This window comes from Streptomyces sp. NPDC048643 (assembly GCF_040650615.1).
Classification (GTDB): Bacteria; Actinomycetota; Actinomycetes; order Streptomycetales; family Streptomycetaceae; genus Streptomyces.
Window position 1 is genome coordinate 15,687 of sequence record NZ_JBEZHO010000047.1, and the last position, 23,754, is coordinate 39,440.

Annotated in this window: 18 protein-coding genes and 1 tRNA gene; 11 read left to right on the forward strand and 8 right to left on the reverse strand. The window is 71.8% G+C overall.

Annotated elements, in window-relative coordinates; all coding sequences use genetic code 11:
• The first annotated feature begins 62 nt into the window (after window positions 1-62).
• Window positions 63-1,250 carry a serine hydrolase domain-containing protein gene (locus AB0C62_RS32935; RefSeq protein ID WP_362979476.1) on the forward strand — a complete coding sequence of 396 codons (1,188 nt, stop codon included), beginning with the start codon at window positions 63-65 and terminating at the stop codon, window positions 1,248-1,250.
• A 91-nt stretch (window positions 1,251-1,341) separates the two neighbouring features.
• A complete protein-coding gene (locus AB0C62_RS32940; RefSeq protein ID WP_362979478.1) occupies window positions 1,342-2,544 on the forward strand; it encodes an MFS transporter in 1,203 nt (400 codons plus the stop codon).
• A gap of 102 nt (window positions 2,545-2,646) precedes the next feature.
• Here the strand turns inward: AB0C62_RS32940 and AB0C62_RS32945 are convergent, their stop codons facing one another.
• Window positions 2,647-3,813, reverse strand: coding sequence for a hypothetical protein (locus tag AB0C62_RS32945; protein WP_362979480.1), 1,167 nt, complete (start codon window positions 3,811-3,813; stop codon window positions 2,647-2,649).
• Window positions 3,810-4,748, reverse strand: a complete 939-nt coding sequence (locus AB0C62_RS32950) for a 5-dehydro-4-deoxyglucarate dehydratase (RefSeq protein WP_362979482.1) — start codon at window positions 4,746-4,748, stop codon at window positions 3,810-3,812. The genes AB0C62_RS32945 and AB0C62_RS32950 overlap by 4 nt, the downstream gene beginning before the upstream one ends.
• Before the next feature lie 289 nt (window positions 4,749-5,037).
• On the opposite strand from AB0C62_RS32950, the gene AB0C62_RS32955 reads away from it, so the two are divergent.
• The 7 genes from AB0C62_RS32955 (at window position 5,038) to AB0C62_RS32985 (ending at window position 12,430) form a co-directional block, all read left to right on the forward strand.
• Window positions 5,038-5,847 (forward strand): NAD(P)-dependent oxidoreductase, encoded by an 810-nt coding sequence (locus tag AB0C62_RS32955; protein WP_362979484.1) that lies wholly within the window; start codon window positions 5,038-5,040, stop codon window positions 5,845-5,847.
• Window positions 5,848-6,118: 271 nt separating this feature from the next.
• The gene (locus AB0C62_RS32960) at window positions 6,119-6,889 is read left to right on the forward strand and encodes a DeoR/GlpR family DNA-binding transcription regulator (protein ID WP_081223739.1); all 771 of its coding nucleotides are present in this window, start codon (window positions 6,119-6,121) and stop codon (window positions 6,887-6,889) included.
• A gap of 90 nt (window positions 6,890-6,979) precedes the next feature.
• Window positions 6,980-8,350, forward strand: coding sequence for a sugar ABC transporter substrate-binding protein (locus AB0C62_RS32965; RefSeq protein ID WP_362979486.1), 1,371 nt, complete (start codon window positions 6,980-6,982; stop codon window positions 8,348-8,350).
• Window positions 8,347-9,282 carry a sugar ABC transporter permease gene (locus AB0C62_RS32970; RefSeq protein ID WP_362979488.1) on the forward strand — a complete coding sequence of 312 codons (936 nt, stop codon included), beginning with the start codon at window positions 8,347-8,349 and terminating at the stop codon, window positions 9,280-9,282. The genes AB0C62_RS32965 and AB0C62_RS32970 overlap by 4 nt, the downstream gene beginning before the upstream one ends.
• Window positions 9,282-10,133 (forward strand): carbohydrate ABC transporter permease, encoded by an 852-nt coding sequence (locus AB0C62_RS32975; RefSeq protein ID WP_362979490.1) that lies wholly within the window; start codon window positions 9,282-9,284, stop codon window positions 10,131-10,133. Before AB0C62_RS32970 ends, AB0C62_RS32975 begins: the two co-directional genes overlap by 1 nt.
• Window positions 10,130-11,119, forward strand: a complete 990-nt coding sequence (locus tag AB0C62_RS32980; protein WP_362979492.1) for a zinc-dependent alcohol dehydrogenase family protein — start codon at window positions 10,130-10,132, stop codon at window positions 11,117-11,119. Before AB0C62_RS32975 ends, AB0C62_RS32980 begins: the two co-directional genes overlap by 4 nt.
• Window positions 11,120-11,224: 105 nt before the next feature.
• The gene (locus AB0C62_RS32985; protein ID WP_362979566.1) at window positions 11,225-12,430 is read left to right on the forward strand and encodes a TerD family protein; all 1,206 of its coding nucleotides are present in this window, start codon (window positions 11,225-11,227) and stop codon (window positions 12,428-12,430) included.
• Between the two features lie 441 nt (window positions 12,431-12,871).
• On the opposite strand, the gene AB0C62_RS32990 is transcribed toward AB0C62_RS32985, so the two are convergent.
• The 4 genes from AB0C62_RS32990 to AB0C62_RS33005 form a co-directional block, all read right to left on the reverse strand.
• The gene (locus AB0C62_RS32990; protein WP_362979494.1) at window positions 12,872-14,464 is read right to left on the reverse strand and encodes a TROVE domain-containing protein; all 1,593 of its coding nucleotides are present in this window, start codon (window positions 14,462-14,464) and stop codon (window positions 12,872-12,874) included.
• 363 nt (window positions 14,465-14,827) lie between these two features.
• Window positions 14,828-14,897: transfer RNA gene (locus AB0C62_RS32995), tRNA-Met, on the reverse strand.
• A 68-nt stretch (window positions 14,898-14,965) separates the two neighbouring features.
• Window positions 14,966-16,435 (reverse strand): alkaline phosphatase PhoX, encoded by a 1,470-nt coding sequence (locus AB0C62_RS33000; RefSeq protein WP_362979496.1) that lies wholly within the window; start codon window positions 16,433-16,435, stop codon window positions 14,966-14,968.
• 372 nt (window positions 16,436-16,807) lie between these two features.
• Window positions 16,808-18,232 carry a hypothetical protein gene (locus AB0C62_RS33005; protein WP_362979498.1) on the reverse strand — a complete coding sequence of 475 codons (1,425 nt, stop codon included), beginning with the start codon at window positions 18,230-18,232 and terminating at the stop codon, window positions 16,808-16,810.
• Between the two features lie 588 nt (window positions 18,233-18,820).
• Here AB0C62_RS33005 and AB0C62_RS33010 point away from each other — a divergent pair.
• Complete coding sequence (locus AB0C62_RS33010) at window positions 18,821-20,647, forward strand: endonuclease/exonuclease/phosphatase family protein (protein ID WP_362979500.1); 1,827 nt, start codon at window positions 18,821-18,823, stop codon at window positions 20,645-20,647.
• Window positions 20,648-20,722: 75 nt separating this feature from the next.
• Here the strand turns inward: AB0C62_RS33010 and AB0C62_RS33015 are convergent, their stop codons facing one another.
• Complete coding sequence (locus tag AB0C62_RS33015) at window positions 20,723-21,454, reverse strand: SRPBCC domain-containing protein (RefSeq protein WP_362979502.1); 732 nt, start codon at window positions 21,452-21,454, stop codon at window positions 20,723-20,725.
• Window positions 21,455-21,473: 19 nt separating this feature from the next.
• On the reverse strand, window positions 21,474-22,190 hold the full coding sequence (locus AB0C62_RS33020; protein WP_362979504.1) for a winged helix-turn-helix domain-containing protein: 717 nt from the start codon (window positions 22,188-22,190) through the stop codon (window positions 21,474-21,476).
• 167 nt (window positions 22,191-22,357) lie between these two features.
• Here AB0C62_RS33020 and AB0C62_RS33025 point away from each other — a divergent pair, with 167 nt between their 5' ends.
• Window positions 22,358-23,506 carry a YihY/virulence factor BrkB family protein gene (locus AB0C62_RS33025; RefSeq protein ID WP_362979506.1) on the forward strand — a complete coding sequence of 383 codons (1,149 nt, stop codon included), beginning with the start codon at window positions 22,358-22,360 and terminating at the stop codon, window positions 23,504-23,506.
• Window positions 23,507-23,754 lie beyond the last annotated feature (248 nt).

A 23,754-nucleotide genomic window follows, 5' to 3' on the forward strand; every position in this document is an offset into this window, starting at 1 on the left:
ACGACGGGCACGGGATCGAAGCTGAGCGTGCTCCGGCCTCCGTCCGACTCGGGAGAACCCCCATGCCTTCGTCACCCCTGTCCCGCCGCCCCCGCTGGCGCCTGCCGCTCGGCGCGCTGCTGGCCGCCGCCTGCCTGACCGGCGTCGTGTCCGCACCCGCCGGCGCCGACGCCGCCGCGTCGACCGACCGCGACCACGACCGGGCGCTGCGCAAGCAGCTCGACGACCTGGTGCGCAGCCCCGGCGGGCCGCCCGGTGTCATCGCCCTCCTGCGCCGAGACGGCGACACCCGCGTCGTGCGCGCCGGTGTGGCCGACCTCGAGAGCGGGCGCCCGATCTCTCCCGACGACCACATGCGCATCGCCAGTACCGCGAAGGCGTTCAGCGGCGCCGTCGCGCTGGGCCTGGTGGACAAGGGCGCGCTCCGGCTCGGCGACACCATCGGGCGCCGGCTGCCGTCCCTGCCGAAGAAGTGGCACGCGGTGACCCTGCGCCAGCTCCTCAACCACACCAGCGGGCTGCCCGACTACACGCAGAGCCCCGAGTTCATCAAGATCCTCACCGCCGACCCGCACCACCGCTTCGACTCCCGGCACCTCCTCGACTACGTGGCCGGCGAACCGCTGCTGTTCCGTCCGGGATCGCGGTACACGTACTCGAACTCCGACAACATCGCGGTCGCGCTGATGGCCGAGGCGGCGACCGGCAAGCGCTACGAGGACCTGCTGCGCAACCTCGTCTACCGGCCTCTGGGCCTGCGCGACACGAGCCTCCCGCAGGGTTACCGGCTGCCCGAGCCGTACATGCACGGCTACGACGTCCAGCCGCCCGACCCGCCGGAGGACATCAGCGAGGTGCTCGGCGCGTCGGGCGTGTGGGCGTCGGGCGGCATCGTCTCGACCCCGGCGGACATGACGCGTTTCGTCCGCGGCTACGCGAGCGGGTCCCTGATCTCCCCGGCCACCCTGCGCGAGCAGCGCCGCTGGGTCGACGGGGCGTCGGAGCCGGCGGGTCCGGGCAAGAACGCGGCGGGCGAGGCGATCTTCCGCTACACCACCCGCTGCGGCGTGGTCCTCGGCCACACCGGCAACTTCCCCGGCTACACCCAGCTGATCGCCGCGACGCCCGACGGCCGGCGGTCGCTGACGTTCTCCCTCACCACCCAGGTGAACAAGGAGACCAAGCCGGAACTGCTGGAGAAGCTGCGCGGGGTCGAGGAGAACTTCGTCTGCGCGCTGCTGCGCGGCTGAGGCCCACCGCCTCGGGCTCTCGGCCTCGGGCTCTCGGATAGGGCAGGTGCCCGATCCCGGCGCGGTCGCCTTAGGACCACGATCACCTGCCATGACATGGACAGGGACACGTGTTCTGGGCGACCGCGACGCGGGGCTGTATCTGACCGGTGTGGTCGTCTCCGGGTTCGGGACGTCGGCGATGTGGCTGGTCTCGGGCATCTGGGTGAAGGACCTGACGGGCTCGGACGGGCTCGCCGCGCTCTGCGTCTTCGCCCTCTGGGCCCCCACCCTCGTCGGCCCCGCGCTCGGCACCCTCGCCGACCGCACCCGCCGCCGCCCGCTGCTCCTCGCGACGAACCTCCTGCTGGCCGCCCTGCTCCCCGTCCTGTACGCCGTGGACGGCCGGGGCGGCCTGTGGATCCTGTTCGCGGTGCTGCTGGTCTACGGCACCGTCGGCGTCGTCCAGGACGCCGCCGAGTCCGCCCTGCTGGCGACCGCGCTCGACGCGCGCCTCCTCGGGGACTTCAACGGCCTGCGCATGACGGCCAACGAGGGCATGAAGCTGCTGGCCCCGCTCGCCGGGGCGGGCCTCTACGCGGCGTACGGCGGCCCATGCGTCGCACTGCTGGACGCGGTGACGTTCGCGCTGGCGGCGGGGGTGTACGCGCTGCTGCGGGTCCGTGAGACGCCGCCGTCGAGGGAGGCCGGGCCCCCCGAAAGTCTGCGGGCCCGGACCGCGGAGGGCGTCCGGCATCTGCGGCGGCACCCCGGTCTGTGGCCGCTGGTCCGCGCCGGCGGGACGACCATGTTCTTCGCCGGGATCAACGGCGCCACGGTGTACGCGGTGGCCGAGGGACTCGGCCACTCCCCCGCGTACGTCGGGCTGCTGTACGTCGCCCAGGGCGCCGGGTCCGTGGCCGTGGGACTGGCGTCCGGGACGCTGCTGCGCAGGCTCGGCGAGCGGCGGTTCGCCGCCTGCGGGATCGCGCTCACCGCCGTCGCGGTGACCCTGCGGGCCGTACCCCTCGACGCGGTGGCGCTCGCCTGCAGTGTGGGGGTGGGGCTCGGGTTGCCGTGTGTGCTCGTCGCCGCGTTCACGGCGGTGCAGCGGGAGACCCCGGCCGAGCTGCTGGGGCGGGCGTCCGCCTCACTGAACACGCTGCTGTACGCGCCCAACGCCGTCGGACTCGCCCTCGGCGCGGGGCTCGTCGAACTCGTCGACCACCGGGTTCTGCTGCCCGTGCTGGGCGTGGCTCGGCTCGTGACGCTGGGGCCCCTCCTCCGGAAGGGTCCGGCACGGGTGCCGGGCTGACGAGACCGCGGTGTTCCGCCCCCTCCGCCCCTGCCCGTCCCCCCGGGGCTCCGCCTGGGCCCCCCTCGTCAAGCGCCGGGGGGACGGGATCCTCCCGCAGGGTCACATGCCTGCCAGTGCCTGCCTCACCCTCTCCAGGTCCTGGTCCGAGGCCAAGCCCGCGTGGTACAGGCGGAGTTCCGTCGCGCCCAGTTCCGCCGCGCGGGACGCGTCGGCGGCGAGGGTTTCCGGGCGGCCGCCCATTCCGGACACCACGGTGAAGTTGGCCGCGAGGACCTTGCCGGGGGCGGCCGTCTCGGCGAACGGAGTGAGCAGGCCCGTGCCTCCGGCGCACGGGACGACCACGCCGTCCGCCACGGAGAGGATGTGCCGCGGGTCGACACCGGCGTTGGCGCCGCAGTGGAAGGAGACGGGGTCGGCGTGCAGCAGGATCTGGAAGCCGGGGGGTGCGGCGGAGCGTACGGACCGGACCGTCTCCTCCTGGAGCGAGCGGGCCACCGCGTCGCGCCAGGCGCGGGTGGCCGCTGCGGTCTCCGCGCCGAGGAGCTTCTCGACTCCGGCCCAGCCGCCGTCGGACGGGGCGCCCCGCCACACCGGGTCCAGCGCGCTCCGCACGAAGGACGCCAACTCCTCGGCGTCCAGGCCGTGTCGGTCGTACCCGTCGGCGCACGCGGCGCAGAAGCAGAGCGACATGAGGTAGTGCCCGGCGTCCCCGAGCGGGACGCCGCCGATCTTGTCGTGGGCGTGCAGGTGGGCGAGTCCGTACCAGCCGAGCGACTCCAGCTCCGTACCGGCGGCACCGGGGCGGACCGCGGCCTCCACCGCCAGGTCGGTCAGGTGGGCGCGGGTGGCGGGCTGGGCAACGCAGGGGGCCCACGGGTAGCGGTCCCCATAGGCGTTGACGACGGAGGTCGACGGATGGTCCTCCCCCATACGGGAGTTGTGCGCGAGGACGACCCAGGTGTGCACGTCGAGCCCGGCGCCGGCGAGCGCGGCGGCCGCCTCGCCGTACGCGTCACCGGGCGCCCAGTCCCCGGCCGGGTGGGGGCGCAGGACGCGTTCCGCCCAGCGGGACTCGTCCAACGGGTACAGAACGGCGGCGTGTTCGGCCGTGACGACGCGGTGCCGGGGGTGGCGGGGGGTCAGCGCGCGGGTGGAGTGGTACGCGGAGGCGAGCGTCACCTGCCGTACGCCGAGCGCGGCGGTCCTCGCGGCGGCCTCGGGATCTCCGTTGACGTCCCAGGGGTACAGGAACGCGGACGCCCTCACATCTCCTCCAGCAGCGCGTACCCGCGGTCGGTGAGCTGGGCGAGCTGCTTCACGTGGTCCTCGGTGGGCTCGTGCAACGGGGGCCGCACCTCGCCGACGTCCAGACCGCGCAACCGGACCCCGGCCTTGACGAGGGCGACCGCGTAACCGCGGCCCTGCGCCCGCAGATCGACGAAGGGCCGGTAGAAGCCGTCCAGCAGCCGGTTCACCGTCGTGTCGTCCCCGGAGTTCAGGGCCCGGTGGAAGGCCAGGGCGATCTCGGGCGCGAAGCAGAAGACGGCCGAGGAGTAGAGCGTGATGCCCACGCCCCGGTAGGCGAGTCCGGTCAGTTCGGCCGTCGGCAGGCCGTTGAAGTAGAGGAACTCGCCGGGCACCTCGCTGCGGACGGCACTCACGGTCCGCTGGATCAGGTCCAGGTCGCCGAGGCCGTCCTTGAAGCCGATGATCCCGTCGGTGCGGGCGAGTTCGACCACGCTCTCCGGGGTGAAGACGGCGTTGTCGCGCTGGTAGACGATGACGTCCAGCGAGGTGGCGGCGGCGACCTCACGGTAGTGGCGCAGCAGGCCCTCCTGCCCGGCGACCACGAGGTAGGGCGGCATGGCGAGCAGCCCGTCGGCCCCGGCGGCCTCCGCGAGGCGTGCGTAGCGGACGGCGAGGGCGGTGCCGTATCCGGCGCCCGCGATCACCGGCACCCGTCCCTCGGTCGCCTCCACGGCGGTCCGCACGCAGGCCTCGAACTCCTCGGGCGTGAGCGCGTGGAACTCGCCCGTGCCGCAGGCCGCGAAGACCGCCGCGGCTCCGGCCTCGACGCCGCGCCGCACGTGCTCCCGGTAGACGTCGAGAGCGACGGCGCCGTCGGGACCGTACGCGGTGACGGGGAAGAACAGCGGCCCGCTGGGGATTTTCAGCCGGGCGGCGAGAGGGGCTGACGTCACGGACTCTCCCTAAAAAGGTGCCCACCGAGTGCACGCTTCTGATCCACGTCTATATTTCTGAACGCGCCCACGCTAAGCCGCCACCTCCGGGCCGGTCAAGCGCGCAAACGCGCAAGACGGAGGCGGATTTCCCCCGTCCGCGTGACACTTGACGCAGCACGTCAGCGATCCTTAGCGTGTCCACGGATGTGAATCTCGTACACGAATAGGGCCGCCCGGCGGACGCCCCGCCGACCGGCCGACGGAGCCCCCGCCCCGGCACACCGGCCCGCACCGAGGAGACCCCCGCATGCCCGCTCCCCGCACCGTTCTGCTCACCGGCGCCGCCGGCGGACTCGGCACCCTGATGCGCGGACTGCTGCCGCGGTACGGCTACGACCTCCGGCTGCTCGACATGCTCCCCGTCGAGGGCGAACCCGCCGCGATCACCGCCGACCTCGCGGACCGGGCGGCGCTGCGCGAGGCCGTACGGGGTGTCGACGCGATCGTCCACCTCGCGGGGATCTCCCTGGAGGCCTCCTTCGACAAGATCCTCAAGGCCAACATCGAGGGGACGTACAACCTGTACGAGGCTGCACGCGAGGAGGGCGTACGCCGGATCGTCTTCGCCTCCTCCAACCACGCGGTGGGCTTCACCCCGCGCCCGCAGGGCGACGATCCGCTGATCCCGGTCGACACCCCGCGCCGCCCGGACACCTTCTACGGACTGTCCAAGTCGTTCGGCGAGGACCTCGCCCAGCTCTACTGGGACAAGCACGGCCTGGAGACCGTCTCGGTGCGCATCGGCTCCTGTTTCGCCGAGCCCGGCAGCGTGCGCATGCTGTCGGTCTGGATGAGCCCCGAGGACGGCGCCCGCCTCTTCCACGCCGCCCTCACCGCCGAGGACGTGGCACACACCGTCGTCTACGGCTCCTCCGCCAACACCCGCCTGTGGTGGGACCTCTCGACCGCCCGGGCCCTCGGCTACGAGCCGCGCGACGACTCCGAACCGTACGCCGAGAAGCTGATCGCCGAGCAGGGCGACCTCGACCCGGACAACCCGGACCACGCCCACCTGGGCGGCCACTTCACCACGCACCCGCCGATCTGGCCGTACTGACACGGCGGCCGGGGGCGAGACGGCGGGCGGGCACCGAACGGGCCCGCCCGCTTCCCTGTTCGGGCACGGACCCTGCCCGATCACCCCCCTCTCCACGCTCCGTCCCAGGTCGACCGCCGATGACGGTGAGGCCGAACGGGCACAGCCGGGCAGGATCGGGCAGGCAACAGGCCTGGTCAGTGGCCGACACCCGCTGTAGAACTTCCCTGAAGGGCTCCACCGGGCCCGAACGGGCAGTGCGCGACGGAGCGCGAGGGGGCGGGTGAGAGCCATGACGGCGATGACGGCGGAAGAACGGCAGCGCGAGATCGTCCGGGTCGCGCGCCGCACGGGCTCGGTCGACGTCACCGAACTCGCCGTCACCCTGGGCGTCGCGAAGGAGACCGTACGGCGCGATCTGCGCACCCTGGAGGACCACGGCCTGGTACGCCGCACCCACGGCGGCGCCTACCCCGTGGAGAGCGCCGGCTTCGAGACCACGCTCGCCTTCCGCACCACGAGCCATGTGCCCGAGAAGCGCCGGATCGCCGCCGCGGCGGCCGAACTCCTCGGGGACGCCGAGACCGTCTTCGTCGACGAGGGGTTCACCCCGCAGCTCATCGCCGAGGCGCTCCCCCGGGACCGGCAGCTGACCGTCGTCACCGCCTCCCTCGCCACCGCCGGCGCGCTCGCCGAGGCCGAGAACACGAGCGTCCTGCTGCTCGGCGGCCGGGTCCGGCCCGGCACCCTCGCCACCGTCGACCACTGGACGACGAAGATGCTCGCCGGCTTCGTCATCGACCTGGCCTTCATCGGCGCCAACGGCATCTCCCGCGAACACGGCCTCACCACCCCCGACCCGGCCGTCAGCGAGGTCAAAGCACAGGCGATCAGGGCGTCCCGGCGCACCGTCTTCGCCGGGGTGCACACCAAGTTCGGCGCCGTCAGCTTCTGCCGGTTCGCCGACATCAGCGCCCTGGAGGCGATCGTCACGAGCACGCTGCTCCCGGCGTCCGAGGCGCACCGCTACTCGCTCCAGGGCCCCCAGGTCATCCGCGTCTGACAACCCAACGACCCCGTTCCACCTCCACCCCTCCGGGGCACCCCCATGCCTCGTACCGCCTCTGTCTCCCCATTCCACCAGGAGTGATCCATGCGAACCCCGAGCCGACGGAGGCCGCGCACCCTGCTCGTCGCGGCCGCCGCAGGGACGCTGCTCACCCCGCTCCTCTCCGGCTGCTGGGCCGGGGCGGGCGGGGCGGGCTCCGGCGGGAACTCCATCAACGTCCTGATGGTGAACAACCCGCAGATGGTCGAGCTGCAGAAGCTCACCAAGGCCCACTTCACCAAGGACACCGGCATCAAGGTGAACTTCACCGTCCTGCCGGAGAACGACGTCCGCGACAAGATCAGCCAGGACTTCGCCAACCAGGCCGGCCAGTACGACGTCGCCACCCTGTCCAACTACGAGATACCCATCTACGCCCGCAACGGCTGGCTGCACGAGATGGACTCCTACGTCGCCAAGGACGGCACGTACGACGAGCGGGACATCCTCAGGCCCATGCGGCAGTCGCTGACCGCCGACGACGGCAAGCTCTACGGGCAGCCGTTCTACGGCGAGTCGTCCTTCCTGATGTACCGCAAGGACGTGTTCGCCGCGAAGGGCCTGAAGATGCCCGCGCACCCCACCTGGCAGCAGGTCGGCGACCTCGCGGCGAAGGCGGACGGCGCCGAGTCCGACATGAAGGGCATCTGCCTGCGCGGCCTGCCCGGCTGGGGGGAGATCATGGCACCGCTCACCACCGTCGTGAACACCTTCGGCGGCACCTGGTTCGACAAGGACTGGCAAGCACGCCTGAACTCACCCGAGTTCGAGAAGGCCACCAAGTTCTACGTGGACCTCGTCCGGGAGCACGGCGAGTCCGGCGCCGCCCAGGCCGGCTTCGCCGAGTGCCTCAACAACATGACGCAGGGCAAGACCGCCATGTGGTACGACGCCACGTCCGCCGCGGGCCTGCTGGAGGCCAAGGACTCCCCCGTCAAGGGCAAGCTCGGCTACGTCCCCGCGCCGGTCGAGAGGACGAAGTCGTCCGGCTGGCTCTACACCTGGGCCTGGGGCATGCAGAAGGCCTCGCACAACTCGGACAAGGCCTGGAAGTTCGTCTCCTGGGCGTCCAGCAAGCAGTACGAGCAACTGGTCGGGGACACCGCCGGCTGGTCCGACGTACCCGCGGGCAAACGCGCCTCGACCTACGCCAACGCCGACTACCGCAAGGAGGCCGCGGCCTTCCAGGACATGACCCGCGAGGCCATCGAGGGAGCCCGGCCCAAGGACCCCGGCGTCCAGCCCCGCCCCGCGCCCGGCATCCAGTTCGTCGGCATCCCCGAGTTCACCGACCTCGGCACCAAGGTCTCGCAGGAGATCAGCGCGGCCATCGCCGGACGCCAGTCCGTCGACGCGGCCCTGAGCAAGTCCCAGAAACTCGCCGAGAAGATCTCCAAGGAGTACGAGGGACGATGACCGCCACGACAACGGCCCGCGTGGCCGCTCCACCCGTACGCACCCTCGGACAGCCATCGGCCCGGCTGCGCGCCTGGGCCAGACGCGGCCCCCTGCTACCGGCCCTGATCTTCATGATCGTGGTGACCCAACTCCCCTTCGTCGCGGCCCTGGTGATCTCGTTCTTCGACTGGAACGCGCTCTATCCGAAGGCCCGTCACTTCACCGGCTTCGGCAACTACTCGGACGTCCTGACCGACGCCGACCTGCGGCACTCCGTCTGGACCACGATCCTGCTGACCGTCACCGTCGTCCTGGTCAGCCTCGTCCTCGGCCTGGTGCTCGCCCTGCTCCTGGACCGGAGGTTCCGCGGCCGCGGCATCGTCCGCACACTGCTGATCGCCCCGTTCCTGGTCGTCCCGGTCGCCGCCGCCCTGCTGTGGAAGCACGTGCTCTACAACCCCGAATACGGCCTGCTCAACGGGCTGTTGCACGCCGTGGGCGGCCCCCAGCCCGACTGGATCTCGAACACCCCGCTGCTCGCGGTCGAGGCCTCGCTCGTCTGGCAGTGGACGCCGTTCATGATGCTGATCCTGCTCGCCGGCCTGCAGAGCCGCGACCACCAGCAGATGGAGGCCGCCCAGGTCGACGGGGCGAGCCCCTGGCAGGTCTTCCGCTACCTGACCCTGCCGCACCTGCGCCGCTATCTCGAACTCGGCGCGCTCCTCGGCTCGATCTACATCGTGCAGAACTTCGACGCCGTGTTCACCCTCACCTCCGGCGGCCTGGGCACCGCGAACCTGCCCTACACCGTCTACCAGAGCTTCTACCAGGCCCACGAGAACGGCCTCGCCTCGGCCGCCGGCGTCCTGGTCGTCATCGGCTCGATCATCATCGCGACCTTCGCCCTGCGCGTCGTGTCGTCCCTGTTCCGCGAGGAGGCGTCCCGCTGATGAGTACCACCGCGACGAACGCCCGCCCCCGCCGCGCCAAGGGAGCCGGCCTGGGCCTGGTCGCCTGGGCGCTCGGCATCGTGTTCTTCCTGCCCATCGCCTGGATGGCGCTGACCTCCTTCCACTCCGAGTCCGACGCGGCCAAGAACCCGCCCGCGTTCGGCGCCGCCCTCACGCTCGACGGCTACCGGGACTTCTTCGGCACGGGCGGCGGCGCGAGCCCCTGGCCCGCGCTCATCAACTCCACGGTGGCCTCCGTCGTCTCCACCCTGTTCGTCCTGCTGCTCGCCCTCCCGGCGGCCTACGCGCTGTCCATCCGCCCGGTGAAGAAGTGGACCGACGTCCTGTTCTTCTTCCTGTCGACCAAGATGCTCCCCGTCGTGGCGGGCCTCCTGCCGATCTACCTCTTCGCCAAGAACACCGGCATGCTCGACAACATCTGGCTGCTGGTCATCCTCTACACCTCGATGAACCTGCCGATCGCGGTGTGGATGATGCAGTCCTTCCTCGCCGAGGTCCCCGTCGCGGTGATCGAGGCGGCGCAGATCGACGGGGCCCGGCTGCCGACCGTCCTCGCGCGCGTGGTCGCCCCCATCGCCCTGCCGGGCATCGCCGCGACCGCGCTGATCTGCTTCATCTTCAGCTGGAACGAACTGCTCTTCGCCCGGGTGCTCACGGGTGTGGTCGCCGAGACCGCACCCGTCTTCCTCACCGGATTCATCACCAGCCAGGGCCTGTTCCTGGCCAAGGTGTGCGCCGCGTCGCTCGTCGTCTCCCTGCCGGTGCTCGCCGCGGGGTTCGCCGCCCAGGACAAACTGGTCCAGGGCCTGTCGTTGGGAGCCGTGAAATGAAGGCCGCAGTCATCGAGTCCGTCGGCCGTGCCGTCGTCGCCGAGGTCCCGGACCCGACGCCCGGCCCCCGCGAGGTCGTGGTCGAGGTCGCCGCCTGCGGCCTGTGCGGCACCGATCTGCACATCCTCCAGGGCGAGTTCGCGCCCAAGCTGCCGATCGTGCCGGGCCACGAGTTCGCGGGCGAGATCGTCGGCGTCGGCACCCAGGTCACCGAACTCGCCGTCGGCGACCGGGTGGCCGTCGACCCGTCCCTGTACTGCTACGAGTGCCGGTACTGCCGTACGGGCCACAACAACCTCTGCGAGAGGTGGGCCGCGATCGGCGTCACCACCGCGGGCGGAGCCGCCCAGTACGCGACCGCCCCCGTCGCGAACTGCGTGAAACTCCCCGAGCACGTCCGCACCCAGGACGCGGCCCTCGTCGAACCGCTCTCCTGTGCCGTCCGCGGCTACGACGTCCTGCAGTCCCGGCTCGGCGCCCACGTGCTCATCTACGGCTCCGGAACCATGGGCCTGATGATGCTGGAGCTCGCCAAGCGCACCGGCGCCGCCAGTGTCGACGTCGTCGACCTCAACGCGGAGCGCCTCGCCACCGCCCGGCAGCTCGGCGTCTCCGCGTCGGCGGCGAACCCCGACGAGCTGGACCGGCCGCAGGGCTGGGACCTGGTCATCGACGCGACCGGGAACGCCGCCGCGATCCAGGACGGCCTGGACCGGGTCGCCAAGGCCGGCACCTTCCTCCAGTTCGGCGTGGCCGACTACGCCACCCGGGTCACCATCGACCCGTACCGCATCTACAACCAGGAGATCACCATCACCGGCTCGATGGCCGTGCTGCACAGCTTCGAGCGCGCGGCGGAGCTCTTCGCCACGGGGGTCCTCGACCCGTCGGTCTTCATCAGCGACCGGCTCCCGCTGACCAGCTATCCCGAGGCCCTGGAGCAGTTCGCCTCGGGCGTCGGACGGAAGATCGTCGTCGTGCCCTGACCGGAGATCCGAGCGGCGGGGGCGCCTCCGGGGCCGCCCCCGCAACTCACTCTTGGGTAAGGGAACGGTAAAGCGCCTCCGCTCGTTACCCCAGTCATGACAGCTATGACCCCCGGCTCGAACATCCCTCTCCCCGTCTCGCGCGTGACGGTGGACGTCACCGCCCCGGTGCGGCTCGACGTGTCGAGCCTGCTGCTCACCGCCGACGGCAAGGTGCGCTCCGACGAGGACTTCATCTTCTACAACCAGCCCACCGGCCCGGGCGTGACCTACCGCTCCGGCGGCGGCACGGCGCCGGACGCGATCATCGTGGACACCGCGGCGGTCCCGCCGGGCATCGAGAAGATCGTCGTCACCGCGAGCCCGGACGCCGCGGGCCAGTCCTTCCAGGGCATCGAGCCCACCGCCACCATCCGCAACGCGGACGACAACGCGGTGCTGGCCACCTTCACCCCGCCCCAGCTGGGCACGGAGACGGCCCTGGTGATCGTCGAGGTCTACCTCCGCAACGGCGCGTGGAAGGCCCGCGCCGTCGGCCAGGGGTATGCGAACGGCCTGGCGGGCATCGCCACCGACTTCGGCGTGAGCGTGGAGGAGCCCGCTCCCGCCGCCCAGCCCGCCCCCGCACCGCAGGCCCCCGTGACGCCCCCGGCGCCGGCCGCGGACCCCCGCCTCTCCGCCCCGCCCGCCCCGGCGGCGCCCCCGGCGCCCCCCGCCGCCGCGCCGGGCGCCGGCAAGATCAACCTCGACAAGGGCCGGGTCAGCCTCCAGAAGAACCAGACGGTGTCCCTGGTCAAGGGCGGCCGTCCCTTCCTCTCCCAGGTCCAGATGGGTCTCGGCTGGGAGCCCGCGTACCGCGGCAAGGACATCGACCTGGACGCCTCGGTCATCGCGTTCGGGCCGCAGCGCAACCACATCGACAGCTGCTACTTCGGCAAGCTGTCGATCGTGAACGGCGCGATCAAGCACTCCGGCGACAATCTCACCGGTGAGGGCGGCGGGGACGACGAGGTGATCACCGTCGACCTCGGCCGCCTCCCCCAGGAGGTCACCGGCCTCGTCTTCACGGTCAACTCCTTCTCCGGCCAGAAGTTCACCGAGGTCGCCAAGGCCTACTGCCGCCTCATCGACGCCGCCACCGGCGAGGAGCTCGTCCGCTTCGACCTCACCAACGCGGAGGCGCAGACGGGCGTGATGATGGCGAAGCTGATCAAGCAGTTCTCCGGGGAGTGGGAGATGACCGCCATGGGCGAGTTCGTCAAGGGCCGCACGGTCCGCGGCATGGTCAAGCCCGCAGCCCAGTCCCTCTGACCCCCGGCACCACCCCGACAGGTCATCCCCCTCGACCCCGGCGCGGGAGGGACCCCCTCCCCCAAGCCTTCTCTCGCCCCCTCCGCCCCTACCCTTCCCGCCCCTGGGCTCCGCCCCAGCCCCCGCTCCTCAAACGCCGGAGGGGCTGAAAAATGGCGAACGCCCGGGGCTGGAAGATGGCGAACGCCGGAGGGACTGAAGGATGGCGAGCGCCGGAGGGGCTGACTCTGCCGCCTGGGGGCTGAAAATCACGCACGGCCCGCACCCGGCGTCCGGCGGGAGGGGCCGTGCCGGTACATCAGATGTCCGTCGCTTACGTTCGGATCGAGCAGGTCAAGCCTCTCGACCCACGTCTGATCCAGCGGCGACGGACGGATGTACCGGCACGGCCCCGACCCACCCACCGGACCGCACCCGGAACGCCCGGCGCGCAGCCGAACCTCACGCCACCGCCCACGGCCAGTCCGCATCCCGTGCCGACTCCAGAAGCGGCACCAGCCGGAAGGCCGCGTCCGAGAGGCCGCCGAACGTGTGCCGGTGCCCCCGCCCCTTCCCCGACGGACCGTGGCCCGCACGGTAACCGGCAAGGTTCCACGTGTAGACCGGCACCTGCTCCGGGACCTGCGAGGTCGGGTCACCGAACGAACTGTGCGCGGCCTGCTCGTCGGTGACGATGAGCACCCGGTCGTGCGACCGGTAGTGCGCCCGCACCGCCTCGCTCGTGTTCGTACCCCCCAGATCCCCGAACCGCTCGAGAACCTTCAGCACCGACTCCCCCGCCCGGAACGGCACCCGCTTGCTGCTGGTGCCGAACTCGACGAGATCCGCGTCCGCGGCCCGCAGCGCCAGCGCCGTACCGAAGATCGCCGCCGCGTCGGCCCGGTTCAGCTCCGAGCGGTCGGACAGCCGCGAGTAGAACATCGAACCCGAGCGGTCGACGAGCACCAGCGTCCGCCCGGGCAGCGCGGGCACGTTGGCCAGCGAGTGCCCGAGCGCCTGCTCCAGCGGGTACGCCCAGCGCAGCGACGGCGCGTGCTGGTACGCGGCGAGGTACCGGAACGGGAACTGCCGCGAGCGCGCGACCTGCACCGGGTCGCTGATCTTCGCGGCGACCCGCGCCGCCACCTCGTCGCTCACGCCCGCCTCGTCGAAGTTCCGCAGGTTGCGGACGAGCGCCATCGCCCCCATGGAGGGGATGACCGCCTCCCAGGCGGCCTTGTCCATGGGGCCCTGGAGCCAGCCGGCCAGCGCCTCCCAGGTCATGCCCGCGGCGGCGAGCCGCCGCGCGCCGTCCGGACCGGTGACGACCGCGCGCCGCTCGGCGGACGGCAGCGCCATCAGCTCGCGGTGGGCGACGAGCGCGGACAGGGACGTGGGGACCTCGGCCCGGTCCGGGTTGTGGCGCCGGTCCAGCGCGTACCGGAACAGGTCGCCCTGCCACGGCTTCGCCGGGTCGGGCGCCGCGTGCACGAGGTTGAGGATGTCGCCGAAGCGGTAGCCCTTGGACGCGGTGTCGTACTTCAGCAGGGACGTGGCGCCGTAGAGCCGTCGTACGGCGTCGGCGACGCCCCGCTTCACGGGCTTGGGCACGTTGCGGCCGTACCGGGAGGTCCAGTAGGCGAGCAGCTCGCCCGGCTCGTCGGGCCGGCGCAGCACGGAGTCGACGACCTGCCGGTTGGCGAGTCCGTCGGTGACCCCCGCGTCGAGGCGCGCCTTGACGTACTCGGCGGCACCGACGATCGAGGCCGTGCGGAGGTTGCCGTCGGCGCGCAGCCAGCCGAGCAGGGCGGCCGTCCACGACGGGTCGCTGACGGCGAGCTCCCGGACGAGCGCGGCGAACCGGTCGTCGCGGTCGGAGCCGGTCTCGTAGAAGGTCCGCTGGGACACGAAGTTGGCGATCGCCAGCAGGAAGAGCTCGGAGCGCGCGTCGCGCTCGTGTCCCCGGCCGCCCTGGTGCGTGCGCAGGACGCGGCCGGTGGAGGTCACGCGCGAGACGGGCTGCGCCTTCGCGGTGCGGAAGTTGAAGCGTGCCATGGTGAATTCCCCCGAATTCAGAAGTGTTTCGGAGGGAGGCACGGCAAATGGAGGGTGCCCGAGATCAGGAGTCGGCGACGGACTTTCTCAGATGCTCTACCGCTTGAGCTACACCGACCCGAAGCCGATGACGGGATTCGAACCCGCAACCGTCCGGCCCAATGAAGTAACCGTTGCCTGCGCACCGGGCACCCACCATGAACTGCGCCTCCCGAGATCAAGTCGGCTGCGGCGTGGGTTCTTTGGAAGAGAAGTAGCCGCGGCCCGCGCACCGGGAGGTGCATGAAGTTGTGGTGTCCAGAGTTCAGGTCGGCGGAACCGACGTAGGTGCTCTTACCCCTGAGCTACACCGGCGCGTTGTGCCGGTGACGGGACTCGAACCCGCGGCCGCCCCATTATGAGTGGAAGTAGGTCCTGCCTTCGCACCTGGACGTTCATCACTTTAGGCAGGCGGCCGCGAGTCGGGCGAGCGAATTAAACGCCGGTGAATGCGGCGGGAGTTCAGCCGCGCTTCTGCCGCTTCCAGGGACCCGTGACGGCGACCATGATGCCCGGCACCTGGATGTTGGCGTAGAGGGTCCGGCCGTCGGGCGAGAAGGTGACGCCGGTGAACTCGCTGTACTCGGGGTCCTCGGGGGTGCCGATGTTGAGTTCGTTGCGGGCGATCGGGTACGTACGCCCGCTCTCGGTGGCGCCGAAGAGGTGCTGGACGCCTTCGCCGTCCTCGGCGATGACGAGGCCGCCGTACGGGGAGACGGTGATGTTGTCGGGGCCGTCGAAGTCGCCGTCGACGGACGGGTCCGGGTTCACGCCGATGAGGACCTTCAGCGTCAGGGTGCGGCGCTTGGGGTCGTAGAACCAGACGGCGCCGTCGTGGGCCTGCCCCGGGCTCTCGGTGCGGGCGTAGGAGGAGACGATGTAGACGCCGCCGTCGCCCCACCACATGCCTTCGAGCTTGCGGGCGCGGGTGACCTGGCCGTCGGTGAACTGCTTGCGGACGGACACCGTCCTGGCGTCGCGGTCGGGGACGTCGACCCAGTCCACGCCGTACACGGTGCCGATCTTCGTGGCGCGGGAGAGGTCGTCGACGTAACGGCCGCCGGAGTCGAAGCACTTGAAGGCCTGGAGCGAGCCGTCGGTGTCGCCAAGGGTCCGGAGCTGCCCGTGGCCGTGCTCGAAGCCCTGCGGGGGCGTCCAGCGGTACAGCAGGCCGTTGGGGCCGGACGCGTCCTCGGTGAGGTAGAGGCGACCGCGCTTGGGGTCGACGACGACGGCTTCGTGGGCGTAACGGCCGAGTGCCTTGATCGGCTTGGGGTTCCGGTTGCGGCGGCGGTCCTCGGGGTCGACCTCGAAGACGTAGCCGTGGTCCTTGGTGAAGCCGTTCGTGCCGGCCTTGTCCTCGGTCTCCTCACAGGTGAGCCAGGTGCCCCACGGGGTGTTGCCGCCCGCGCAGTTGGTGGCCGTACCGGCGATGCCGACCCACTCGGCGACCTTGTCCCGGCGCACCTCGACGACCGTGCAGCCGCCCGCGGCGGCGGGGTCGTAGACGAGCCCCTCGGTGAGCGGCACGGGGTAGGGCCAGTTGGCGCGGGGGCCGGCCAGCTCGTGGTTGTTGACGAGGAGGGTGGCGCCGCGCGGGCCGCTGAAGGTGGACGTGCCGTCGTGGTTGGAGGGGGTGAACTCGCCCGACTCCAGCCTGGTCTTCCCGCTGTGCGTGATCACGCGGTAGGTGAACCCTGCGGGGAGCGAGAGAAGGCCTTCCGGGTCGGTGACGAGCGGCCCGTAGCCGACGCCGCCGTGCTCGTGCCCGTGCCCGTGGCGGCCCTCCGCGGATTCCGCGGCCTCCGTGTCCGTCTCGGTGGCCGCGAGCGCGTTGGGAGCGGTGGCGAGGGCGCCTACGCTGCCGACCAGGGCCACGCCTGCACCGGTGATCGCGGACTGTCTGGCGAAGTCCCTGCGGGTGAGCGACATGTGATGTCTCCTGTGACGGTGGACTCGGACTGCCGTGGGGGGCGGGTGGCGACCTCGTACGCGGCCACACCGTCCCGCCCCCGGCTGAACGCGAGTTGAACGCGCGCCGACTTCAGGGGTCCCGCTTCCATGAATGCACCCACCCGGCGCATCCGGAACTCACAGCTCCACGCCGGACCACGCCCCGCGACGGGCGCTCCCGCCCGCCCATCAGCACCGGCCCTGCCGCGCCGCCCCGGGCGTCCACGGGTCCGACATCCGGGCGCCGGACCGCGCCCGTCAGGATCCCCGACCGATACGGGCACACCCCGCTGCGGGGCCCGTGGGCCGTCCGGGTGCCCGCCCACCGGCGCGGGCACCCGGAGCCCGTCGTCATCCCGCCTGCTGCGATCGCGCCTTGAACGCCGCCTTGCGGGCTTCCTTGGCGATCTTCTTGTCGGGGTGCAGGCGCCCCATCGCTTCGAGGACGTCCGGGGTGGCCGGGTGACCGACGCGCCAGGCGGTGTCGAAGAAGCCGCTGTGCTGCTGGGCCAGGCCCTCCACCAGGGCCTGGAGCTCGTCGGAGTTCCCCTCGGCGGCGAGCTGGGCCGCGACCGTGTCGATGGTGAGCCAGAAGACGAGGTCCTCGGACGGCGGGGGCACGTCGGTGGCGCCGTTCTCGGAGAGCCAGACGCGGGCGAGGCCCCCCAGTTCGGGGTCGTCGAGCACGGCGCGCAGCGCGGGCTCGGCCTCCGCGCCGACCAGCGAGAGCGCCTGCTGGCAGTGCAGGCGGCGCAGCGGCGCGCCCGCGTCGCCGCCGCGCGCCGCGGACAGCAGTTCCTCCGCGGCGGGCAGTACGGCGCGCCGGGCGAGCCACTGCTCGATCTCGGCCTGCGCGGCGGCCGGCGGGAAACCGGACGTGCCGTCGAGGAGCGTGTCGGCGCCCTTGTCCGCGAGGTCGCCGACGGCGGGGGCGTCGAAGCCGGCCTCGGCCAGTCGCGCGCGCAGTCCGTAGAGGCCGAGCGGGGTGAGCCGGACGACGCCGTAGCGCGCGATGTCGGTGTCGTCGACGGGGGCGGCGGGTTCCTCGTCGGCGTCGGCCATGAGCGCCTCGTCGACGGGCTGGAAGTCGACGAGACCGATGGGCTCCAGCAGCCGGAACTGGTCGTCGAGCCGCATCATGGCGTCCGAGACCTGCTCCAGGACGTCGTCGGTGGGCTCTCCCATGTCGTCGGGCACGATCATGGAGGCGGCGAGCGCGGGCAGCGGCACCGGGACCTCGCCGGCCGTGTCCTCGCCGACGGTGAGCAGGTACAGGTTGCCGAGCACCCCGTCGAGGAACTCGGCCTCCGCCTCGGGGTCCCAGTCCAGGGAGGAGAGGTCGATCTCGCCGCTCTCGTCCATGGCCTCGACGAGGTCGTCCAGGTCGGGGACGCTCGCGTCGGCGAGGACGGTGTCGAGGGCGCCGAGCCACACGCCGAGGACGTCCTGCGGGGCGCCGGAGGTGAGCACGGCGAGGTCCTCGCCCGCGCCGACGGTCCCCTCCTCCTCGTCGACGACCTCGACGAGCCCGGTGTCGACGGCGACCCGCCAGGCCTCACTGGCGAAGGCGGCCGCGTCGTCGCCGGTGAGGCCGAGGACCTCGGCGGCCTCGGGGAGCTGTTCCTCGACGAGTTCGCCGCCGGCTCCGACCCGGGTGGCGGGGCCCGCCCAGCGGGCCAGCCGCGCGGCACGGGAGAGCAGGGGCGCCGCGAGCGCGTCCCGCGCCAGCTGGGCCTCGGAGAGCAGCCGCACCGGCGGCAAGGAGCTGTCTGACATCGGCTGGGTTCTCCTCCGAACAACCATGACAAGCAGGGCAAGCGGTTCAGGCGGGCTGCCGCCCCAGGGCGCATCCGCACAGTCCCGTCCGCCCGGCGGCGCCTGGCACGCACGCTCTCCGCACCGGGCGCAGACCCCGGTACATCCAGTACGAGGGCCCGCATCCGGCACGCCGAGAGCACGCTCCAGACGCCGCCGGGCCCGCCCTTCGGGCGGACGACGCGACTTCACGGACACGCCCTGGGCCGCACCGGGAGGTGGCGGGCCACCGTCGGCCGCGGCCGGCACCGGACCTCACCGGGCGTTCCCGGACCCGAGGATCCGAAGTCCGCCGGGGACGTCCGTGCCAACAGCTCAGCCTAGACGGATTTCCACCCATGCCGCCCGGTTCATGTCCCTGACACCTCCAGGACACCGCTGAAACCTTGACAACTCCCCACGCCACACACGAGATTGACGCGCGTAGAAGTTCAACGGCCGTGCGGACCGTCCACTTCTACGCGCGTCACCGGCCCGGAATCGGGCCGCGTTCCGTCCAGCACAGCCCACCCTCGTCCCGGCGCCCAAGAACGCCCCCGGAGGACTCCCTTGCCGAGCAAGAGAACGTCGCGCATCGGCGCGCTGACCGTTGCCGCCGTCTGTTCCACCCTTTCCGCCGTGGTGCTCACCACTCCGGCCCACGCGGACTCCGTCCGCATCCACGACATCCAGGGCACCACCCGGACCTCCCCGCTGGCGGGCAGGACGGTCACGGACGTGTCCGGTGTCGTCACCGGCGTGCGGACCTACGGTTCGTCGAAGGGTTTCTGGTTCCAGGACCCCGACGCGGACGACAACCCGGCCACCAGTGAGGGCGTCTTCGTCTTCACCAGCTCGGCCCCGAAGGTCGCGGTCGGCGACGCCGTCACCGTGACGGGCACCGTCTCGGAGTACGTCCCGGGCGGCGCCTCCACCGGCAACCAGTCGGTCACGGAGATCACCAAGGCGACGGTCACCGTGGTCTCCAGCGGCAACGCCGTCCCGGCCGCGACGGTCGTCGACGCCCGGTCCGTGCCGAGCGCGTACACCCCCGCCGGCGACACCGCGGCGGCCGGCTCGGTGAACGGCCTCACCCTGGAGCCGAAGAAGTACGCCCTGGACTACTACGAGTCCCTCGAGGGCATGGCCGTCCAGGTCGCCGACGCCCGCGTGATCACCGCCACCGACCCCTACACGGAGCTGTGGGTCACGGTGAAGCCGCACGAGAACGACACCCGCCGTGGTGGCTCGCTGTACGGCTCGTACACCGCGCAGAACACGGGCCGGCTCCAGATCCAGTCGCTCGGCGCGACGGCCGACTTCCCGACCGCGAACGTCGGCGACAAGCTCACCGGCACCACGGCGGGACCGCTCGACTACAACCAGTTCGGCGGCTACACCCTCGTCGCGAACCAGCTCGGGACCCTGAAGAAGGGCGGCCTGGAGCGCGAGACCACGCACAAGCAGGCGCGTGGCGAGCTGGCCGTGGCGACGTACAACGTCGAGAACCTGGACCCGGCCGACGCCACGTTCGACGCCCACGCGTCCGCGATCGTGAACAACCTGCAGTCGCCCGACGTCGTGTCCCTTGAGGAGATCCAGGACAACAACGGCGCGACGGACGACGGCACGGTCGCCGCCGACCAGACGGTGAACAAGCTGATCGACGCGATCGTCGCGGCGGGCGGCCCGAAGTACGACTGGCGCTCCATCGACCCGGTGAACGACCAGGACGGCGGCGAGCCCGGCGGCAACATCCGCCAGGTCTTCCTCTTCAACCCCGAGCGGGTCTCCTTCACCGACCGCGCGGGCGGCGACGCGACCACCGCCGTCGGTGTCACGAAGACGCACGGCAAGGCACAGCTCACCGCGTCCCCCGGCCGCGTCGACCCGGCGAACACGGCCTGGGCGAACAGCCGCAAGCCGCTCGCGGGCGAGTTCGTCTTCCGCGGCCGCACGGTGTTCGTGATAGCCAACCACCTGAACTCCAAGGGCGGTGACCAGGGGCTGACCGCGCAGTACCAGCCCCCGGCGCGCAGCTCGGAGGTGCAGCGGCACGCCCAGGCGACCGCCGTGAACGGCTTCGTCAAGGAGATCCTGAAGGCGCAGAAGAACGCCGACGTCATCACGCTCGGCGACATCAACGACTTCGAGTTCTCCGACACGGCGAAGATCCTGGAGGGCGACGGCGAACTCTGGTCGGCGATCAAGTCGCTGCCGAAGAGCGAGCGTTACACGTACGACTACCAGGGCAACGCCCAGGTCCTCGACCAGATCCTGGTCAGTCCCGCGATCCGCAAGGGCTGCGACCTGAAGTACGACAGCGTGCACATCAACTCGGAGTTCTCCGACCAGATCAGCGACCACGACCCGCAGGTGCTGCGGTTCCGCCCGTAGTCGCTCAGGTGCGCGAGAGCCCGGCCCCGTCGTCCGGGGGGCCGGGCTCTTCGCCGTCCACAGGCCGCGCGCGGCTCAGCCGGTGAAGACGCCGTCCAGCCAGCCCTTCCAGGCGGTCTCGTCGGCCTTGGCGTCGGCGCCTTGCGCGAAGTCGTGGACGCTGATGCCGACCGGCGCGCCCCAGTGGTCGCGTCCGAAGAAGCGGATGAGGGCGTCGTCGGTGCGCAGGCCGATGAAGTAAGGGTTGCGGTAGTCGACCACCGCGTCGAACGCGTCTCCGCCCGGACCCTGGGCGCGCACCGGGGTGCCCGCCGCGGCGTCGTCCGCGAGGCCGAGCGCCCGTCCCACCGCGGCGAAGGAACCGGCCGCCGTGGACGTGCCCGGTCCGTCGAAGGTGGCGAAGGCGACGGGACGGCCCGCGAAGCGGGTCACGTACTCGCGCAGGGTGTGCAGGTAGAAGTCGGTGTGCTTGCCGGCTCCGTCGTACTGGTTGTCCCAGTCGTCGGTGAAGATCCCGCTGTGCACATAGCGGACCCAGGAACTGCGGCCGTCGTTCCGGGGCTCGATGGTGTGGTCGATCTGGTTGAGGCTCTGCACCGAGAACCCGACGTCCTCGGTGCGCACGCTCAGCCGGTGCGGCGGGTCCCAGGCGGTGATCGTGCTGCCGAAGGGGCCCGCACCGCCCTCGCGGGGCTCGTACTCCACCGGCCACAGCCAGCCGCCGCTGCCGTCGGTGATCGCCTCCCACATCTGCTGGGGCGTGGCGTCCACCTCGTACTCGCGGGCGATCTCGAATTCCTTGGACATGGTGATGGCTCCTGGGGGGTCAGCGGGCGGTCTCGGGCCGCGCGGGGTCTTCGTCCACGGGTTCGGGTCCGGGTCCGGGTCCGGGTCCGGTCATGGCATGCGGCGCGGGCAGGGCTGCCGCTCCGTCCCCGGTCACCGGATCGGCCGCCGCTTGGGGACGGACGGTGGGGTGGACGGCGACGACGATCCGGTGCGGTCGCCCGCCCGTCGCGTCCCCGTCGTGGTACTTGCTGATGAGCGCGCCGACGCCGGCCGTCAACTCCTCGATGAACGCGGCCCGTTCGACGGCGGACGCGAAGGTCACCTCGCCGTCGAGCGCGTAGGTGGCCAGCCGTTTGCGGGCCTTGGTGGCGCCGGTGATCAGCGTGCCGACGTCCCGGACCAGGCGGGCGCCGAGCGCGAGCAGCCAGCGGGCCGACAACTGGTCCCGGAAGCGGTCCGGGTCGGGCTGCACGGCGGCGAGCGCGAGCGGCGAGATGACGTACGACGCGGCGGTCGCGCGCATCAGCCGCTCGGTGACGTTGCCCTTGCGGCGCTCGCCCGCCAGCTCGACCAGGCCGTGCCGCTCCAGCGTCTTGAGGTGGTAGTTCACCTTCTGCCGGGGCAGCCCGACCTTGCCGGCCAGCATGGCGGCCGACGCGGGTCCGGCGGCCAGCTCGGCCAGCAGCCGGGACCTGATGGGGTCCAGCGACACGGCGGCGGCCTCGGCGTCCTCGATCACGGTCACGTCCAACATGACTCCACCCTCCCACCGAACACTTTTTTTGTCCAGACGGCTGAAGTGGTCGGTGATCCGCCCGGCATACCCGTCGCCGGACCCTCCGGATGCCTCCGCGGGGCCCCCGCCGGTTTCAGTGGGCTCCCGGGTGGCTTCAGCGGCGGGATTCGGGCAACCCGCCGGACATGGACGAGAAGCGACCGGAATCGAAGCAACGAGCTCTTCCGGACACGGGGGCGGACGCGAGGGTGGACGCGGACACCCGCACGGATCCGGGCCCGGACCCCGAGACGGACACGGCGGGACGGGCCGACGAGGACGGCCCCGCCAGACTGACCGCACGATCGTGGTGGGCCGTGTCGTGGCGCACGGCGAAGGAGTTCCAGGACGACGAACTCTCGGACCGGGCAGCCGCGTTGACCTACTACGGCGTCCTGTCCCTGTTCCCCGCGCTCCTCGTCCTGGTGTCCCTGCTGGGCGTCATGGGGCAGCGCGTCACCAACCGACTCCTCGACAACGTCGGCGACTTGGCCCCCGGACCCGTCCGCCAGATCCTGCAGGACGCGGTGACGCAGCTGGGGGACAGCGGCGGTACGGGCAGCGTGCTCGCGATCGTCGGACTGTGCGCGGCACTGTGGTCCGCGTCCGGCTACGTCGGCGCGTTCATCCGCACCTCCAACGCGGTGTACGACCTGCCGGAGGGGCGCCCGGTCTGGAAGGTCACGCCGCTGCGGCTGGCGCTGACCGTCACGCTGATGCTGCTGCTCAGCGCGAGCGCGGTGATCGTCGTGTTCACCGGTCCACTGGCCGAGCGGGCCGGCACCGCCATCGGGCTCGGCGACGCGGCGATCACGGCGTGGTCGGTCGCCAAGTGGCCCGTCCTGCTGGTGTTCGTCCAGCTGATGATCGCGCTGCTGTACTGGGCCGCCCCCAACGTCCATGGCCACGGCTTCCGTTGGTTCAGCCCGGGCAGCGTCATCGCCACCCTGATCTGGCTGGCCGCGTCCGCGGGCTTCGCCGTCTACGCCGCGGGCTTCGCCTCGTACAACAAGACGTACGGGGCTCTCGCGGGCGCCATCATCTTCCTGGTGTGGCTGTGGCTCACCAACCTGGCCATCCTGCTGGGCCTGGAGTTCGACGCGGAGCTGGCCCGCCAGCGCGCCATCGGCAGCGACGGCCGGCTCCCCACCGAGGAGCCCTACGTCGAACCGCGCGACACCCGCAAGTGGCCCCCGCGTCTGCGGGCCCTGCGGGCCGCCCGGGAAAAGGTGGACACGGGTGTCGTCCCGCTGGGCAAGGGCGGCCCCGGACGGGACGCGGCGGGGAGGGCGTGACGGCTGCGAGGCACCCGGGACCGGAAGCACACCCGCGGGTCGGCGCCATACCGGCCCGCGGAGCCATGGGGGCCAGCGGATCCAGGGGCGTGCGGGTCCACAGGCGGATCCAGGGGCGTGCGGGTCCACAGGCGTGCGGGTCCAAGGGGAGGCCGGTCCAAGGGGCCGCAGCCTCCCGCTCCGTCACCTGGCCCGCTCAGCGGCCGCCCGTCCCGCACCCCCCGCCGGAATACGCACAACCCCACACG

Bases quoted from the DNA above. Each gene is read 5' to 3' on its own strand.
- AB0C62_RS32935 (WP_362979476.1), top strand. From the start codon at position 63: ATGCCTTCGTCACCCCTGTCCCGCCGCCCCCGCTGGCGCCTGCCGCTC.
- AB0C62_RS32940 (WP_362979478.1), top strand. From the start codon at position 1,342: ATGACATGGACAGGGACACGTGTTCTGGGCGACCGCGACGCGGGGCTG.
- AB0C62_RS32955 (WP_362979484.1), top strand. From the start codon at position 5,038: ATGCCCGCTCCCCGCACCGTTCTGCTCACCGGCGCCGCCGGCGGACTC.
- AB0C62_RS32960 (WP_081223739.1), top strand. From the start codon at position 6,119: ATGACGGCGATGACGGCGGAAGAACGGCAGCGCGAGATCGTCCGGGTC.
- AB0C62_RS32965 (WP_362979486.1), top strand. From the start codon at position 6,980: ATGCGAACCCCGAGCCGACGGAGGCCGCGCACCCTGCTCGTCGCGGCC.
- AB0C62_RS32970 (WP_362979488.1), top strand. From the start codon at position 8,347: ATGACCGCCACGACAACGGCCCGCGTGGCCGCTCCACCCGTACGCACC.
- AB0C62_RS32975 (WP_362979490.1), top strand. From the start codon at position 9,282: ATGAGTACCACCGCGACGAACGCCCGCCCCCGCCGCGCCAAGGGAGCC.
- AB0C62_RS32980 (WP_362979492.1), top strand. From the start codon at position 10,130: ATGAAGGCCGCAGTCATCGAGTCCGTCGGCCGTGCCGTCGTCGCCGAG.
- AB0C62_RS32985 (WP_362979566.1), top strand. From the start codon at position 11,225: ATGACCCCCGGCTCGAACATCCCTCTCCCCGTCTCGCGCGTGACGGTG.
- AB0C62_RS32990 (WP_362979494.1), bottom strand. From the start codon at position 14,464: ATGGCACGCTTCAACTTCCGCACCGCGAAGGCGCAGCCCGTCTCGCGC.
- AB0C62_RS33000 (WP_362979496.1), bottom strand. From the start codon at position 16,435: ATGTCGCTCACCCGCAGGGACTTCGCCAGACAGTCCGCGATCACCGGT.
- AB0C62_RS33005 (WP_362979498.1), bottom strand. From the start codon at position 18,232: ATGTCAGACAGCTCCTTGCCGCCGGTGCGGCTGCTCTCCGAGGCCCAG.
- AB0C62_RS33015 (WP_362979502.1), bottom strand. From the start codon at position 21,454: ATGTCCAAGGAATTCGAGATCGCCCGCGAGTACGAGGTGGACGCCACG.
- AB0C62_RS33020 (WP_362979504.1), bottom strand. From the start codon at position 22,190: ATGTTGGACGTGACCGTGATCGAGGACGCCGAGGCCGCCGCCGTGTCG.
- AB0C62_RS33025 (WP_362979506.1), top strand. From the start codon at position 22,358: ATGGACGAGAAGCGACCGGAATCGAAGCAACGAGCTCTTCCGGACACG.